At 55.1% G+C, this 15943-nt stretch carries 11 protein-coding genes and 2 pseudogenes; 6 read left to right on the top strand and 7 right to left on the bottom strand.

Going from position 1 to position 15943, the window contains the following annotated elements:
• The first annotated feature begins 4 nt into the window (after positions 1–4).
• The 4 genes and pseudogenes from lolA to cobA all read left to right on the top strand — a co-directional run.
• Positions 5–625: an outer membrane lipoprotein periplasmic chaperone LolA gene (gene lolA, locus QLQ17_RS09610; protein ID WP_283210142.1), complete on the top strand. Its 621-nt coding sequence runs from the start codon at positions 5–7 to the stop codon at positions 623–625.
• Positions 625–1968, top strand: a complete 1344-nt coding sequence (locus QLQ17_RS09605) for a replication-associated recombination protein A (RefSeq protein ID WP_283209365.1) — start codon at positions 625–627, stop codon at positions 1966–1968. Before lolA ends, QLQ17_RS09605 begins: the two co-directional genes overlap by 1 nt.
• Before the next feature lie 118 nt (positions 1969–2086).
• Positions 2087–3361 (top strand): serine--tRNA ligase, encoded by a 1275-nt coding sequence (serS, locus tag QLQ17_RS09600; protein WP_283209364.1) that lies wholly within the window; start codon positions 2087–2089, stop codon positions 3359–3361.
• Positions 3307–4227, top strand: a pseudogene (cobA, locus tag QLQ17_RS09595) (uroporphyrinogen-III C-methyltransferase); the annotation flags it as partial. The gene serS and the pseudogene cobA, both read left to right, overlap by 55 nt.
• A 3-nt stretch (positions 4228–4230) precedes the next feature.
• Here the strand turns inward: cobA and QLQ17_RS09590 are convergent.
• Positions 4231–5307 carry a 3-deoxy-7-phosphoheptulonate synthase gene (locus tag QLQ17_RS09590; RefSeq protein ID WP_283209363.1) on the bottom strand — a complete coding sequence of 359 codons (1077 nt, stop codon included), beginning with the start codon at positions 5305–5307 and terminating at the stop codon, positions 4231–4233.
• A gap of 118 nt (positions 5308–5425) precedes the next feature.
• On the opposite strand from QLQ17_RS09590, the gene QLQ17_RS09585 reads away from it, so the two are divergent.
• Entirely contained in the window at positions 5426–7249 is a 1824-nt protein-coding gene (locus QLQ17_RS09585) for a DUF1631 family protein (RefSeq protein ID WP_283209362.1), read from the top strand.
• 12 nt (positions 7250–7261) lie between these two features.
• Positions 7262–7669: a PilZ domain-containing protein gene (locus tag QLQ17_RS09580; protein WP_283209361.1), complete on the top strand. Its 408-nt coding sequence runs from the start codon at positions 7262–7264 to the stop codon at positions 7667–7669.
• 3 nt (positions 7670–7672) lie between these two features.
• Here the strand turns inward: QLQ17_RS09580 and QLQ17_RS09575 are convergent, their stop codons facing one another.
• The 6 genes and pseudogenes from QLQ17_RS09575 to QLQ17_RS09550 form a co-directional block, all read right to left on the bottom strand.
• The gene (locus QLQ17_RS09575) at positions 7673–8458 is read right to left on the bottom strand and encodes an enoyl-ACP reductase FabI (protein WP_283209360.1); all 786 of its coding nucleotides are present in this window, start codon (positions 8456–8458) and stop codon (positions 7673–7675) included.
• An 82-nt stretch (positions 8459–8540) separates the two neighbouring features.
• Entirely contained in the window at positions 8541–10127 is a 1587-nt protein-coding gene (locus QLQ17_RS09570; protein WP_283209359.1) for an ABC transporter ATP-binding protein, read from the bottom strand.
• Position 10128: 1 nt separating this feature from the next.
• Positions 10129–11160 (bottom strand): ABC transporter permease, encoded by a 1032-nt coding sequence (locus QLQ17_RS09565; protein WP_283209358.1) that lies wholly within the window; start codon positions 11158–11160, stop codon positions 10129–10131.
• Positions 11157–12239: a microcin C ABC transporter permease YejB gene (locus QLQ17_RS09560; RefSeq protein WP_283209357.1), complete on the bottom strand. Its 1083-nt coding sequence runs from the start codon at positions 12237–12239 to the stop codon at positions 11157–11159. The genes QLQ17_RS09565 and QLQ17_RS09560 overlap by 4 nt, the downstream gene beginning before the upstream one ends.
• Positions 12240–12284: 45 nt before the next feature.
• A pseudogene (locus QLQ17_RS09555) lies at positions 12285–14132 on the bottom strand (extracellular solute-binding protein).
• Between the two features lie 26 nt (positions 14133–14158).
• Positions 14159–15922 (bottom strand): LysM peptidoglycan-binding domain-containing protein, encoded by a 1764-nt coding sequence (locus tag QLQ17_RS09550; protein ID WP_283209356.1) that lies wholly within the window; start codon positions 15920–15922, stop codon positions 14159–14161.
• Positions 15923–15943: the final 21 nt, after the last annotated feature.

Genomic DNA, 15943 nt, shown 5'->3' with positions numbered 1-15943 from the left:
TGCGCTGTTGGCCTTTCTGATAGTGCCCTGGTGTTCCGTCAGTGCCGCGAACGACGGTTCTGACGCCGCCGCTGAATTGGCCGGTTTGCTGGGGGGCTATGAGTCCTTTTCAGCTACGTTTATTCAGATAGTGGTCAACGAGAACGGTAGCCGTGTTCAGGAAACCCGAGGCGAGCTCAAGGCGCGGCGTCCCGGACTCTTTTATTGGGAAACCTCGTCTCCGCATTCCCAGTTCGTTGTCAGTGATGGTGAGCAGGTTGAGGTCTACGACCCCGATCTGGAACAAGTGACCATTCATACACTGGACGATCGGGTTGCGACCACACCGGCCCTGCTTCTGAGTGGTGAGGTCGATAATTTGGACGAAAGCTACCGGGTTTCCGTGCGTTCATTTGGCGAAAACAGCCGCGAATTTACGCTGGAACCCCGAGATCAGGATTCTCTGTTCGTGTCTCTGAGGCTGACATTTAACGGTGGCGAGTTGCAGGAAATGAGAATGCAGGACTCACTCGCTCAGTTGAGCGTTCTGAGTTTCAACAACATTCAGGTGAATGGTTCCATACCCAAAAGCACTTTCAGCCTCGATTATCCTGACTCCGTGGACGTCATCCGGGATGGCGCCTGATGCAAGAGACTCTGTTTGAGACCAGCGGTGGGTTCCAGCCACTGGCCGCGCGTATGCGCCCAAACAGTCTCGATGAATACGTTGGCCAGAGCCATCTGGTCGGCGCCGGCAAGCCGCTTCGCAGAGCGGTAGAGCAGCATCAGCTGCATTCCATGATTCTGTGGGGCCCGCCGGGGGTTGGAAAGACCACGTTTGCCCGTTTACTGGCCAATCTGAGCGATTTGAGCTTTGAAACGGTATCGGCGGTCCTCAGCGGTGTCAAAGACATTCGCGCTGTGGTCGATCGTGCAAAGGACCGCAAGCACATGGAGGGCAGGGATACCCTGCTGTTTGTTGATGAGGTGCATCGCTTCAACAAAAGCCAGCAGGATGCTTTTCTGCCTCATATTGAAGACGGAACCTTTATTTTCGTCGGTGCGACCACGGAAAACCCCTCCTTTGAATTAAACAGCGCGCTTCTGTCCCGGACCCGTGTCTATGTGCTGAAGAATCTCAGCGAAGAGGAGTTGATAGAGCTTCTTGAGCGAGCGTTGTCGTCAGCCGATGGGCTCAATGGTGAGTATGTCGCCGAAAGGGCGGTTCTCGAGCTGATTTCGGCGGCCGCATCCGGAGACGCCCGTCGCGCCCTGAACATCCTCGAAGTGGCCACAGACCTGGCAGAACCCGAAGAGGGCGGCCCATCCAGGATTACCTCCCAGCATCTGGAGCAGGTGCTCCAGACCAGCCTTCGTCGCTTTGATAAGGGTGGCGATGTTTTTTATGACCAGATTTCTGCGCTTCACAAATCGGTCCGGGGTTCGGATCCTGACGGGGCGCTTTATTGGATGTGTCGGATGCTCGATGGCGGCTGCGACCCACTTTACGTTGCCAGGCGCCTGGTGAGAATCGCCAGTGAGGACATTGGCAACGCCGACCCAAGAGCCTTGCAGCTTTCCATGGACGCCTGGGAAGCTCAGGAACGACTCGGATCGCCCGAGGGCGAGCTGGCATTGGCCCAGGCGGTGACCTACCTGGCAGTTGCTCCCAAGAGCAATGCGGTCTACACCGCGTTTAATCAGGTCATGGCCGATATCTCGAGAGATCCGGATTACGAAGTGCCTGTGCATTTACGTAACGCACCCACCAAACTGATGAAAAGCATGGGGCATGGGGATGACTACCGCTATGCCCATGACGAACCAGACGCCTTTGCAGCCGGCGAGTCCTATCTTCCGGAGGCAATTCACCAGCGGCGCTATTACCAGCCGGTCCAGCGTGGTCTGGAAATCAAACTGTCCGAGAAACTGGACCGGCTGGCAGAGAAAAACCGCAATAGCCCGCAAAAACGCTATCCGCAGGATTGATTCACCACTGGTGACGCCCCACGGTGTGGTCACAACGCCCTTCAACGGTATAATGCCCAGTTCTCGTTGTGACATTACGATACCCAACTTTATTAGAACCGACAGATTCAGGATCATCATGCTCGACCCCAAACGTGTTCGTTCTCAGACCGAAGAGATTGCCCGCCGATTGCTGGTAAAAGGTTTCACATTCGATCAGTCTACTTTTGATCAGTTGGAAGAGCGCCGCCGTGCGCTGCAGGTGAAGACCGAAACTCTCCAGAGTGAACAGAATCGTCGTTCGAAGTCCATTGGCAAGGCCAAGGCGGCCGGTGAGGATATTCAGCCGTTACTGGACGAGGTTGAGCAGCTTAAAGCGGATCGGTCAGCCGCTGAAGATGAGCTGAGAGCGCTACAGGAAGAAATAAACGGATTTTTGTCCGGCATTCCCAATGTGCCCGACGAAACCGTTCCTGAGGGCGCCAGCGAAGACGATAACGTTGAAATCCGTACCTGGGGCGAGCCGAAGGCCTTTTCCTTTGAGCCCAAGGACCACGTTGCCCTGGGGGAGGCTCTCGGAGGCCTGGACTTCGAAACAGCCAGCCGTCTGGCGCATTCCCGGTTTGCTGTCATGCGTGGCCCGGTTGCGCGCCTGCATCGCGCACTGGCGCAGTTCATGATTAACCTCCATGCGGAAGAACACGGCTATCTGGAAGCCTATCTGCCGTACCTGGTGAACGCAGATACCCTATACGGCACCGGTCAATTGCCCAAATTTGAGGAAGATCTGTTCAAGATGGAGGGAGAAAACCCTCTGTACCTGATTCCTACAGCGGAGGTTCCGGCAACCAATCTGGTCAGCGATACCATTGTTAATGCTGACGAATTGCCCCTTAAATTCGTCTGTCACACGCCTTGTTTCCGGAGCGAGGCAGGGTCTTATGGGCGCGATACCCGTGGCATGATTCGCCAGCATCAGTTCGACAAGGTGGAGCTTATCCATGTAGTTCGCCCAGAGGATTCAGAGGCAGCACTGGAAGCCCTGACCGGCCATGCTGAAAAAGTGTTGCAGCTTCTGGAACTCCCATACCGGGTGGTCGACCTGTGTGGCGGTGATATGGGCTTCTCTGCTGCTCGCACCTATGACCTCGAGGTATGGCTGCCAGGGCAGGGCAAATACCGTGAGATCTCTTCCTGTTCGAATACCCGTGATTTCCAAGCACGCCGCATGCACGCCCGGTGGCGTAATCCTGAAACCAAAAAGCCGGAACCGGTTCATACGCTGAATGGTTCGGGCCTCGCAGTTGGGCGAGCCTTGATCGCGGTTCTCGAAAACTATCAGCAGGAAGATGGCAGCATCGAGGTACCGGAAGTGCTGAAGCCCTACATGGGCGGACTGGAAAGGATCCAATGAGCGAAGACAGCAACGTAGCTCCCTGGAAAGGCGTTGGCGTAACGCCTTCGCCGGTGAGGTATCGCAAAAACCCGATTACCGATAACCCGAACAGTTCGGAAGGCGAAGTGGCGCTGGTAGGTGCCGGCCCAGGTGATCCGGAATTGCTGACCCTTAAGGCCTGGCGGTTGATTCAAGAGGCCGATGTCGTGCTATACGATCGCCTGGTTTCTCAGGAAATCCTGGCGCTGGTTCCGGATGACGTGATGAAGGTTCACGTTGGGAAGCAGCGTTCGAAGCACACATTGCCGCAGGATCAGATCAACAATCGTCTGGTTGAGCTGGCCCGCAGTGGTCGCAAAGTGGTCAGGCTGAAGGGCGGAGACCCGTTTATTTTTGGTCGTGGCGGCGAGGAGATAGAAACCCTGGCGGATGCGGGGGTTCGTTTCCAGGTTGTGCCGGGAATTACCGCGGCTTCCGGCTGTGCTTCCTACGCCGGTATTCCGCTGACACACCGTGATCACGCCCAATCCGTGCGTTTCGTTACTGGGCATCTGAAGAACGATACTTGCGATCTCCCCTGGAAAGATTTTGTACAAAATAACCAGACTCTGGTGTTCTACATGGGGTTGGTAGGCCTCCCCATTATCTGTCGTGAACTCATCGCTCACGGTATGGCAGAGGATATGCCAGTGGCATTGGTCTCGAAGGGCACCACGTCAGAACAGAAGGTGGTGGTGGGGGACCTGTCTACGATCGTGGAAAAGGTGGACGGTGAAACTGTGTCGCCGCCGACGCTGGTTATCATTGGTCAGGTGGTTGGCCTCAGACAGCGTCTCGACTGGCTGGCCAGTGTGCCTGGCCAACCTGCCGATTCGGAAAACTGAATATCAGGCCTTGTTGCGGCCCGGCAGAACGTCTTTCAGTTTGTCCCGCATATCACGCAGAGCCTTCTCGGTGGTTTCCCAGTCGATGCAGGCGTCCGTGATGGAAACGCCGTACTTCAGATCGTCCAGATTCTCCGGAATCGACTGGTTGCCCCAGTTCAGGTGACTTTCCACCATCAGGCCCTGGATAGACTGGTTGCCTTCCAGAATCTGGTGGGCAATGTCCTGAATGACCAGCGGCTGAATGGCCGGATCCTTGCTTGAGTTGGCGTGACTGCAATCCACCATGATGGATTTGCGCAGATTTGCTTTCTCAAGCGCCTGCTCGCACAGAGCCACGCTGACCGAGTCGTAGTTGGGTTTGCCACCGCCACCGCGCAGAACGGCGTGTCCGTAATTATTGCCACGGGTACGGATGATGGCGACTTGCCCCTGCTGGTTGATGCCCAGGAAACTGTGAGGATGGGAAACCGATTTCATGGCGTTGACGGCCACATCCAGGCTGCCGTCGGTGCCATTCTTGAAGCCGATGGCCATCGAAAGGCCGCTGCTCATTTCACGGTGAGTCTGAGACTCGGTCGTGCGTGCACCAATTGCGGACCAGGAAATGGTGTCCTGCAAATACTGTGGCGAAATCGGATCCAGCGCCTCGGTGGCGGTGGGCAGGCCCAGTTCCGAGATGTCCAGCAGCAGGCGGCGGCCGATGTGCAGCCCCTGTTCAATATCAAAGGTATCGTTCAGGTGAGGATCGTTGATCAAACCTTTCCAGCCCACGGTGGTGCGCGGCTTTTCGAAGTACACCCGCATCACGATCAACAGGGTATCGCTCAGTTCATCGGCCAGCTTTTTGAGTTTGCTGGCGTACTCTCGGGCCGCATCAACATCGTGAATAGAGCAGGGGCCAACAACGACGAACAGCCGGTGGTCCTTGCCATCCATGATGTCATAAATGGCCTGGCGACCGTTCTCGACCGTCTCCGCTGCCTTATCAGACAGTGGTAATTCCTGCTTCAGCGCCTCAGGGGTAATTAATTGTTCCTGACTCGCCACATTCAGATTCTCTAGTTTGGTGCCCGACATACTCTTGTTGTCCCATTAAAATCATGTTCGTCCGGTAAGATTGCGGTAAACCCCGGAGAGGTGGTTATACTGCGTTATTTGAACCACCTTTTCAACGCTTCTGACGCGCGGAGAATGGATGCAGCAAGGCAGGCAGAACAAGCGTGAATTACTGTCTCTAGAGCAGGCCACACAACGAATCGGCGATGTGCTTTCGCACATTCGGGTGCCGGATCTTCCTTACCCCGTGGGTAAGCTGGAAAGCGACGCCATCAGCGATTGGAAGCCGCTGATGATGTCCTGTTGGACGGAACAGCGCGACGAGCCCGTAAGCCACGTTATTCGCTCGGTATCACTCACCTGGTCGGTCCGACAAATCAATGCGGCTTATGTTGCCGACCGCATTATGGATGTGTTTCTGAAATCCAGCGGGCTTCATCCTGAGCTGGCCAAACGCATCGCCAGGCTGAGATTTTTTCTCGCCTGGCGCATGAATCTGGAGGGAGCAGGTGTCTTCAATGACACCCTGTTGGAATGGCTTGACAGCTTTCAGAATCACCGAGGTTGGAGCGCCAACGGCGGTCGGTCCTCGAAAGTACTGCTTGATCAGTTGGATTCCCTCACCATCGAAGTAGCGAGTGCCTTTGAATCCGAGGATGTCTCGCCGGTTATGGCGTTTTGTCAGCAATGGCAGGACGATGCTGCAAAACGTGAGCAGCAGACAGGGCGACTTCGGGAAAGGCTCCTCAAAACCGAACAAGGCGCTGCTCGGCAAAGGCGGGCTGAACACACGGCCCGGGCATTGATTGGTCGGGCGATGAAGGGCCGACAGCTGCCACAACCCATTGTGGACTTCGTCATGAACACCTGGTTTGGCTTGCTAAAGCAAATCGTCTGGGAAGAAGGTCTGGACGGCGACAATTGGCGCCATGCCAGCAAACTGCTCGAATGGTTGGTCTGGATCGGTGATCCCAAGCTCTCGGATAAGGACCAGAATCGCCTGTACACCGTGGGTGAGCAGATTGGCGATCGCATCACAGATGTCTGGGGGCGGTTGAACAAAGAGCCCCTACCGCCGCAAGCGCTGGCTGGTGTTGAATCGGTGATGGTTGCGCGTCTGCGTGGCGAGGTGCCCGAGCTTGTCCCGGCGTTGCCGCCGGAGGACAAGTTCAACTGGGATTCGGCGTGGCTCAATCTAAAGCCAGTGCAGTCCCATGAATACACCGATTTTCAGCACAAGTGGTACGTGGAAGGCGAGGGCGCGAAAGAGCAGCGGCGATACTTCCTGGCGTTTCTGGAGGATACCCAGGAAGTTCTTTGGACCAATGGCGCCGGTGTAAAACTTGGCGTCCTGTCCTGGAGCCGTTTCAAGGCGCAGTACGATGAGGAATCGTTGCGTCCTTTGCCGCCCATACGACCGTTTGGTGAGGTTCTCGCGGAAACTGTTACGGCACTTTTCTCGGTTCTCAAACGCCAGGTTCAGCAACGCAAAAAGGCCGCGGCCGAGGCGAAAGAACGCGCAGAAAAGCTTCGCCTGGAAAAAGAAAAGGCCGAGAAGAAACGGCAAGAAGAACGTGCAGCGCTGGAGGCGGATAAGGAACGTAAGCGGCAGGAAGCCGAGGCTCAGCGCATGGCGGATGAAGAGGCCGAGGCTCAGCGATTGTTGCAGGAAAAAGAAGCGGCCGCACGATCGCTGGTTGAGGGGATCAAGCTCGGCGGCTGGATCGTTCTGGAAAATTCCGACAAGCCTGAGGAATCGCAGCGCCTGAAACTTGCGGTTCGAATCAACGCGTCCCGCAAGCTTGTTTTCGTGGACAGGCTCGGTCTGAACCGGCGGGAATACGGCGAAGAAGAACTGATTGAAGACGTTTTGTCCGGCAAAGTGCGGGTACTGGGAGCCTCGGCAGAATTCGATGACACCCTGTCCAGAGTGGTTGGCCGCATACGGGTGGGGAAACAATGATGGATGCAGGTTATGAGTGATATTGACTACGATTTCGGCAACGATGATGGCCAGTTATCCTCTGACAACCGCTCTGAGTACCGATTGACGGGTAGTGCGCACGTAACTCTCGAATTGGAATCTTCAGAGCCAGAGGCGGCCGAAGAGTCTCCCGGCCGGACGCTGGTGTCCAGGACCCGGGATCTTTCAGCCCAGGGGTTTTGCCTGCTGACGCGTGAGCCCCTGACGGAAAACGCACTGCTCAGCGCCTCGATTCGATTGGATGGTGAATCCGACGCTTTTCAGTTGATGGTCGATGTGGTGTGGTGTCGCCCCGCTTCGTCAGGCCAGTGGCTGGTGGGCCTGAGAATTCTGGAGTCGGACGACACCTCTTATCTGGAATGGGTTGAGGCTGTTGCCAGGGCGATGGCTGAAGACTGAACGTCAGTCTTCCAGCTCGCCCATCCCTGTAATGTTGAAGCCACCGTCTACATACATGATCTCGCCGGTAATACCACTGGCCATATCCGAGCACATGAACGCCGCGGCATTGCCCACTTCCTGAGTCGTCACATTGCGCCGTAATGGTGCCCGTCTGGCGTTTTCCGAAAGCATCTTGCGAAAGCTTTTGATACCAGAGGCCGCAAGGGTCTTGATGGGGCCTGCTGAAATGGCGTTCACGCGAATGCCGTCCCGGCCCAGGCTGTTGGCCATATAGCGTACGTTTGCCTCAAGAGAGGCCTTTGCCAGCCCCATCACGTTGTAATTCTGAAGAACTTTCTCTGCGCCCAGGTAGCTCAAGGTCAGCAGTGAGCTGTTTTCGTGCAGCATCTTTTTGCCAGCCTTCGCCAGTGCCACAAAACTGTAGGAACTGATGTCGTGGGCAATGCGGAAGCCTTCGCGAGTGGTTACGTCGACATAGTTGCCGTTCAATTCTTCGCCGGGGGCAAAACCCACCGAGTGAACGATGATGTCGATTTTGTCCCAATGCTTTCCCAGCTCTGTAAAGACATTCTCGATTTCCTCATCGCTGGCCACGTCGCAGGGGAATATGAGGTTGCTGCCCCAGCCTTCCGCAAAGGATTCTACCCGGGACTTCAATTTTTCGTTCTGGTAGGTGAACGCCAGTTCTGCGCCCTGTTCGTAGAACGACTGAGCAATGCCGTAAGCAATGGAGTGCTTACTGGCCACACCGACGATCAATGCCCGTTTTCCGCTGAGTAATCCCATTATGATTCTCCCTTTGATGCTGTTCGGGGAATTATCCCTGAACCGGCGCCTGATAAGTAACGCCCAATTGGTCGTAGTAATATCAGTTGTAGAACAGCGAGGCGTTGAGCAGCTCCCGCGTGTACGTGTGTTGTGGGTGGTTGAATATCTCTTCGGCACTGCCGTATTCAACAATTTTTCCGGTTTTCAGTACCAGCAGCTTGTGGCTTAAGGCTCTTACCACGGAAAGGTCATGGCTGATGAACACATAGCTTAGACCATATTTTTCCTGCAGATTTCGCAGCAGGTGAATCACCTGTTTCTGAACGGTGCGATCCAGCGCAGACGTAGGCTCGTCAAGAATGATCAGTTCCGGCTGCAACACCAGCGCCCGGGCGATGGCAATGCGCTGACGTTGGCCACCTGAAAATTCATGGGGATAGCGGTGGCGTGCCTCCGGGTCCAGCCCCACATCAGTGAGCGCCTGGATGACGCGCCTGTCCTGCTCCTCCGCAGAAGCAGGCGTATGGATCTCCAGTCCCTCTCGGACAATCTCTGCCACTGACATCCGCGGGCTGAGACTTCCGAACGGGTCCTGAAACACAATCTGAATCTGGCGCCGGTAGGGTCGGAACTGCTTCTGATTCATCGGACCGAGATCGTTACCAGACAAGCGTACCGAGCCTGTGCAGGCGGTCAGTTTTAGCAGCGCATGGCCGATCGTGGTCTTGCCGCTACCGCTCTCGCCAACAATGCCCAGGGTCTCGCCACGATTCAGGCCAAAGCTGGCATTGTCGACCGCCTGGAACCAGGCCTTGGGCTTGCCCAGCCAGGAACGGCGAGTGGTGAAACGCACGTCAAGATTCGAGACTTCCAGCAGCGGTTCATCCTGAATATTCGTATGGGATGGAGAAGAGGGCGGCTCTGCGTCCAGCAGCTTTCGGGTGTACGGGTGCTGGGGATCAGTAAACAGGGATTCGGTCGCTGCGTTCTCGACCACCTTACCCTGTTCCATGACCACCACCTGATCGGCATACCGGCGCACAACCGAAAGATCGTGCGTGATCAGCAGGATGGCCATGCCGAGCTTTTTCTGAAGTTCGCGAAGTAACTCCAGCACCTGCATCTGAACGGTAACATCGAGCGCGGTGGTCGGCTCGTCGGCGATCAGCAGGTCCGGTTCGTTCGCAAGCGCCATGGCAATCATGACCCGCTGCTTTTGTCCGCCTGACAGCTGGTGCGGATAGCTATTCAGCCGTTCTTCGGCCTGGGGTATCCCGACAAGCTCCAGCAATTCGATGCATCGACTCCTTGCCGCGGCGTCACGCAGGCCACGGTGAAGCTCAAGAGCTTCGGAAATCTGTTTCTCAACGGTATGAAGCGGGTTCAGGGACGTCATTGGCTCCTGGAAAATCATACTGATTTTCCGGCCGCGGATTTTACGCAAGCGCTTGTCGCTGATGGACAGCATGTTTTCACTCTGAAACACGATACTGCCCGACGGATAATGGGCGTGCCGTTCGTCCAGTAAGCGCAGAATGGAAAGCGCAGAGACAGATTTGCCGGATCCGCTTTCACCGACCAGCGCCAGCGTCTGGCCTTTCTGTATGGACAGAGACAGCCCGTCTACAACGTTTTTCGCGCCGTCGAAACTGATCGATAGATTGTTGATTTCAAGCAATGATGACATATCAGTTCTTTCTCGGATCAAACGCATCGCGCACGGCTTCGCCCACAAACACCAGCAGCGTCAGCATGATCGACAGTGAAACGAAGGCTGAGATACCCAGCCACGGCGCGTGCAGGTTGGCTTTGCCCTGAGCAATGAGCTCACCCAGCGACGGCGAGCCGGAGGGCAGGCCAAAGCCCAGAAAGTCCAATGAGGTCAGTCCGGTTATGGCGCCCGTCAGAATGAACGGCAGAAAGGTCAGGGTGGCGACCATGGCGTTGGGCAGAATGTGCCTGAACATGATCTTACGGTTGCCCAGGCCCAGAGCCCGCGCCGCTTTGACATACTCGAAATTACGGGCTCGAAGAAACTCTGCCCGAACCACATCGACCAGACCCATCCAGCTGAATAACAGCATGATGCCCAACAACCACCAGAAGTTCGGTTGAACAATGCTCGATAGAATAATCAGAAGGTACAGAACCGGCAGACCGGACCAGATCTCAATGAAACGCTGACCAAGCAGGTCAATCTTGCCGCCGTAAAAGCCCTGAACGGCGCCGACGGCCACGCCCACAATGCAACTCAGAATGGTCAGGATCAGGCCAAACAGCACCGAGATACGAAAGCCATAGATAACCCTGGCAGCCACGTCGCGGGCCTGATCGTCGGTACCAATCAAGTTGACCTCACTGGGCGGCGCAGGCGAAGGCACCTCAAGGTCGTAATTGGTGGTGTTATAGCTGAAGCGGATGGGTGGCCACAGCATCCAGCCGTTGGCGTTGATTTCGTCCGCCACGAAGTCATCGCGGTAATCGGCTTCGGTGGGTAGGAATCCGCCAAAGGTCTCTTCGGAGACCACCTCAAACACCGGGAAATAAAGCTCGCCCTTGTAGGAAGCAACCAGCGGTTTATCGTTGGCGATCAATTCCGCGCACAGCGAGAGCCCGAACAGCGCCAGAAATATCCACAACGACCAATAGCCGCGTCGGTTGTTGCGAAAATTACGTAAACGCCGCTGCTGGATTGGAGTCAGTGTCGGGGCCAGGCTCATGCGCCCTCCCGACTTTCAAAATCAATGCGTGGGTCCACCAGCACATAGGTAATGTCGCTGATCAATTTCAGCACCAGACCCATCAGAGTAAAAATGTAGAGTGTTCCGAATACCACCGGATAATCCCGGTTCAAAGCCGCTTCAAAACCAAGCAGCCCGAGACCGTCCAGTGAAAAGATGACTTCAATCAGCAACGATCCGGTGAAAAAGAGCTGAACCAGTACGCCGGGCAGGCTCGCAATGACAATCAGCATGGCGTTACGAAATACGTGGCCATAAAGGACTCGCTTTTCCTCCAGGCCCTTGGCGCGGGCGGTCACCACATATTGTTTGCCAATCTCATCCAGAAACGAATTTTTAGTCAGCAGGGTCAGGGTAGCGAAGCCCCCGATGACGTTCGCTGTGACGGGCAGTGCCAGATGCCAGAAGTAGTCGCCGATCTGCTGGTACCAGGTCATCTCGTCAAAATTGGAGGAGGTCAGACCCCGCAACGGGAACCAGTCTAGATAACTGCCGCCGGCAAACAGAACGATCAACAGAATCGCGAATAGGAAGCCGGGGATGGCATACCCGATAACGATGGCCGAACTGGTCCAGACATCGAAACGCGAGCCGTCGGTGACGGCCTTGCGAATGCCCAGAGGAATTGAAATCAGATAGATGATCAGCGTGGACCAGAGCCCCAGCGAAATGGACACGGGCATCTTGTCGACGATGAGGTCCGTTACCGTTCGTTGGCGATAGAAAGACTCGCCAAAGTCGAAAGTGGCGTAGTCGCCAAGCATTTTCAGAAAGCGTTCGTGGGCGGGCTTGTCGAAGCCGTACATCACTTCAATTTCTTTTAACAGTTCTGGCGGCAGGCCCCGAGAGCCCCGGCTGTCTCCATTGCCTGATACTTCCCCGCCGGATCCTCCGCCACTCGCGCGATCCAGAGCGTCACCGCCAAATCCCTCGACTTCAGCGATCATCTGCTCTACAGGGCCGCCTGGTGCCGCCTGAACAATCACGAAATTCAGCAGCATGATGCCCACCAGGGTGGGGATAATCAGCGCCAGGCGCCTGAGTATGTAACTACCCATCTACAGGTGCTCCGTCTGCGTTCGGTCAGGCAAGGGCAGTATCAATCAGCGTTCGATCCACCAATTGTTCACGTCGGCGCCGTCTTTGGGGACGGTGTCTGGCCGCTTAAGGAATGACCAGTAGGCGATCCGGTCACTGGGCACGTACCAGTTGGGAATTACGTAGTGATGATGCAGAAGCACCCGGTCGAGTGCGCGCGTGCGGTAAACCAGCTCCTCACGATTCGGTGCTTGGATCAGGTAATCCACGAGTTCATCGATCACCGGATGGCTCACGCCCGCCAAGTTACCGGAACTATCTACATCAGCAGAAGAAGAGTGCCAATAATCTTTTTGCTCATTACCAGGTGAATCAGATTGCTGAAACGTAAAGACGGTCATGTCGAAATCTCGCGTACGCCAGCGTTCGGCGTACTGGCTTGTGTCGACGATGCGAACGGTAACTTCAATTCCTAGTCTTCCCAGTTGCTTCTTGAACGGCAAGACCACTCGTTCAAAGGTTTTTTGATCGAGCAGGATTTCAAACGTTAAAGGCTCTCCCGAGTCTTCTTTTACCATGGTGCCATTCTGATCTACATATCCTGCAGCTCTTAGTTGGCTTTGGGCCTCAAAAAGATTGTCGCGGATGGTCCTCTCTCCGGACGTCGTCGGCGGCTGGTATTCGGAATTGAACACCGAATCTGGTAATTGTTCACGATAAGGCTCTAGTATTTCCAGTTCTCTGCCAGTTGGGAGGCCTGATGATTCAAGCTCGCTGTTTTCGAAATAGCTTTTGGTGCGCTTGTACTGACCGAAAAATGAGTCCTTATTGGCCCATTCGAAGTCGAAGCCGTAGGATAGAGCTTGGCGCACGGCCGGATCTTCGAATACTGCCCGGCGGGTATTGAATACGAAGGCTTGCATGCCTACTGGACGATCATGGTCTATAGACTCTTTGACAATTTTACCTGAGTCGAACGCCTCACCTGTGTATGCGGTAGCCCAATTCTTGGCCATATATTCTATCCTGAAGTCGTAATTTCCCGCTTTAAACGATTCCAGTGCCACCGTTTCGTCGGTGTAGTATTCAAAAACTATTTCTCCGAAGTTGAACCGTCCTTTGCGAACACCCAGATCTTCAGCCCAGTAGTCTTCGACCCTTTCATAGCTTATCGACCGGCCTGCCTCGAAATCACCAATCCTATAAGGTCCACTACCAATAGGACGATCTAGGCCATTTTAACCAAACTCTCGATCTTTCCAGTAGTGTTTTGGAAAAATAGAAAGCTGACCGATTATCAGCGGAAGTTCTCGGTTTCGTTTCTCTGAGAATTCGAATTTAATGCGATGCGGATTTATTACTATGGCTTCAACTACATCTTCGTAATAAACCTTGCGGCGAGGATGTCCCTTAGTCTTGATCAAATCGAAAGTAAATTTTACGTCTGCAGCGGTGATCTGCTCTCCATCTTGAAATCGGGCTTCCTTTCTCAAGTTGAATATGACGTAACTACGGTCCTCTGGAATTTCGATGGATTCTGCAATTAGGCCGTAAACTGAGAATGGTTCATCAGCGGATGATTCAAGAAGCGAGTCGTACAGGTAGTTCTCAATTCCTGCGGCTGGAATGCCCCTGGCTACAAACGGATTGAAGGAATCATAACCGTTTCCGATCACGGCTCTTCGTATTGTCCCACCCTTTGGGGCATCAGGGTTCACGTAATCGAAGTGACTAAAGTCTTCCGGATATTTCACTTCCCCATGAAGAGCCAGCCCGTGTTGAGCCACAGGTGCGGCGCTCAGCGGCGCTGCGATGGAAGCCGATAGACAGGCTCCCAAGACAATAACTGAGTGTAGGAACCGACGTACTTGCCGGGTCAAAACAGACGGGTAAGCGTTATTAGTCGTTATCATAGAACTCGCACGTTCAGTTGAAAGGTTCAGGGGCTGTTTCTGATGTCCACGTAGAGTACCAGACTTTGTCCGGGCTGAAGATAACGAGAGGTGTTCAGGTTATTCCAGCTTGCGATGTCGCTCACATTGACGGCAAAACGGCTGGCGATGCGGGATAGCGAGTCGCCTTTGCGTACCCGATAACCCACTTTACGGACCATGCCGTCGCCTCGGGATGTGGTCACCGGTGGGCTCGCCATTTTTGCGGCCTGCGGTGATTTGGAATAGATCACCAGGTCCTGACCCGGCATTAGCGGATCACCGGGTGCCATGCCGTTCCAGGAGGCAAGCTCTCGAACGCCAATTTTGTGTTCCCGGGCAATGTCCCAGAACGTGTCGCCAGAGCGCACTGTATAGTCCACGCGCTTGCCGCCGGCCCGTTTGCCCGCGTTGTCCTGCTTGCGGCTGAGGCGTTCTGATGCGCTCAGGCTGTAGGTATCGGCGTCCTGGCTGGCGGACGGAATCATCAAGCGCTGTCCGATACGGATGATGTGGCTGTTCAACTTGTTCACCTGCTGAATCACCGAGGGAGTGGTGCCGTAGCGCAAGGCGATGGACCCCAGCGTGTCGCCGGAAGACACTTCGTAACTGTGCCAGGACACGCGTTCCGACGGGGCAATTTCGGCCAGAGCGGTCCGGAACGTTTCAGCGTTCTCCTTGGGAATCAGCAAACGGTGAGGGCCATCAGGAGAGGTCGCCCATCGGTTAAAGGACGGATTGAGCAGGTAGATTTCGTCAATGTCCACATTCGCCAGTTTGGCGGCTTGCGCCAGATCCAGCTGTGAACCCGTATCGACAACCTCGAAGTAGGGCTCATCTTTCAACGGTGGGAGCTCAATGCCGTATTTCTCTGGGTCGGCAAAAATTCGCGCCAGTGCAATAAGTTTGGGGGCGTAATGCCTCGTTTCCCGGGGTAGATCCAGTGACCAGAAGTCGGTGGGCTGATTGCGTTTGCGGTTCTTGCGCATGGCGCTGGATACGGTGCCACCGCCACTGTTATACGCAGCCAGCGCCAGCATATAGTCGCCGTCAAAGCGGTTGGCCAGGCGCTCGAGGTAATTGAATGCAGCGTCAGTGGCAGCAATGACGTCCCGACGTTCGTCATGCCACCAGCTCTGGGTCAGGCCAAAATATTTGCCGGTTGATGGAATGAATTGCCACAGGCCAGCGGCGCGCCCATGGGAGTAGGCAAAGGGATCAAAGGCACTTTCGACAACGGGTAGAAGCACCAACTCCGTCGGCAGGTTACGTTTCTCTGCTTCATTGAGAATGTGGAACAGATACCGGCTACCGCGTTCGGCAACCCGGTCAATATAACGCGGATGTCTTTTGTACCAGTTCAACTGCGAAGTGATCCGGCGTTCATCCACGTCATGATCCAGCTTGAATCCGGCACGAAGTCTCACCCACAGGTCCGGATCTGGCGGTGTCTTGGGTTCGGGATTGGCCTCTGATTCCGCAACGCCATCGGCAGGAGTATCCAGTTTTTCCCGCGCATTCTCGGCCGCTTCTTTCATGGACGGTTCGATTGCGTCATCGAGTTTCGTACGGGTCGCCTTTATGGCTTCCTGTTGTTGCGACTCTGAGCCGCTCTCTACCGCCTCTTTTAGCCCTTCATCGCCAGCTGCTACGGTCAGTGTTTCCGAGTCCAGTACGTCTTCTTTCGCAGCCTGTTCCTTGGAACTAAACGACTGGCAGCCGCTGATGAGGGCACCAATCAGTATCAGGGTCGGCAGGTGGCGATGGGTCATAATAGCGCGTCCGGATGGGTG

The organism is Marinobacter sp. CHS3-4, assembly GCF_030053415.1.
Classification (GTDB): domain Bacteria; phylum Pseudomonadota; class Gammaproteobacteria; order Pseudomonadales; family Oleiphilaceae; genus Marinobacter.
The sequence above is the reverse complement of the archived record's forward strand: the minus strand, read 5'-3'. Positions and strand labels throughout refer to the sequence as shown.

Bases quoted from the DNA above. Each gene is read 5' to 3' on its own strand.
- QLQ17_RS09605 (WP_283209365.1), top strand. From the start codon at position 625: ATGCAAGAGACTCTGTTTGAGACCAGCGGTGGGTTCCAGCCACTGGCC.
- serS (WP_283209364.1), top strand. From the start codon at position 2,087: ATGCTCGACCCCAAACGTGTTCGTTCTCAGACCGAAGAGATTGCCCGC.
- QLQ17_RS09590 (WP_283209363.1), bottom strand. From the start codon at position 5,307: ATGTCGGGCACCAAACTAGAGAATCTGAATGTGGCGAGTCAGGAACAA.
- QLQ17_RS09585 (WP_283209362.1), top strand. From the start codon at position 5,426: ATGCAGCAAGGCAGGCAGAACAAGCGTGAATTACTGTCTCTAGAGCAG.
- QLQ17_RS09580 (WP_283209361.1), top strand. From the start codon at position 7,262: ATGAGTGATATTGACTACGATTTCGGCAACGATGATGGCCAGTTATCC.
- QLQ17_RS09575 (WP_283209360.1), bottom strand. From the start codon at position 8,458: ATGGGATTACTCAGCGGAAAACGGGCATTGATCGTCGGTGTGGCCAGT.
- QLQ17_RS09570 (WP_283209359.1), bottom strand. From the start codon at position 10,127: ATGTCATCATTGCTTGAAATCAACAATCTATCGATCAGTTTCGACGGC.
- QLQ17_RS09565 (WP_283209358.1), bottom strand. From the start codon at position 11,160: ATGAGCCTGGCCCCGACACTGACTCCAATCCAGCAGCGGCGTTTACGT.
- QLQ17_RS09560 (WP_283209357.1), bottom strand. From the start codon at position 12,239: ATGGGTAGTTACATACTCAGGCGCCTGGCGCTGATTATCCCCACCCTG.
- QLQ17_RS09550 (WP_283209356.1), bottom strand. From the start codon at position 15,922: ATGACCCATCGCCACCTGCCGACCCTGATACTGATTGGTGCCCTCATC.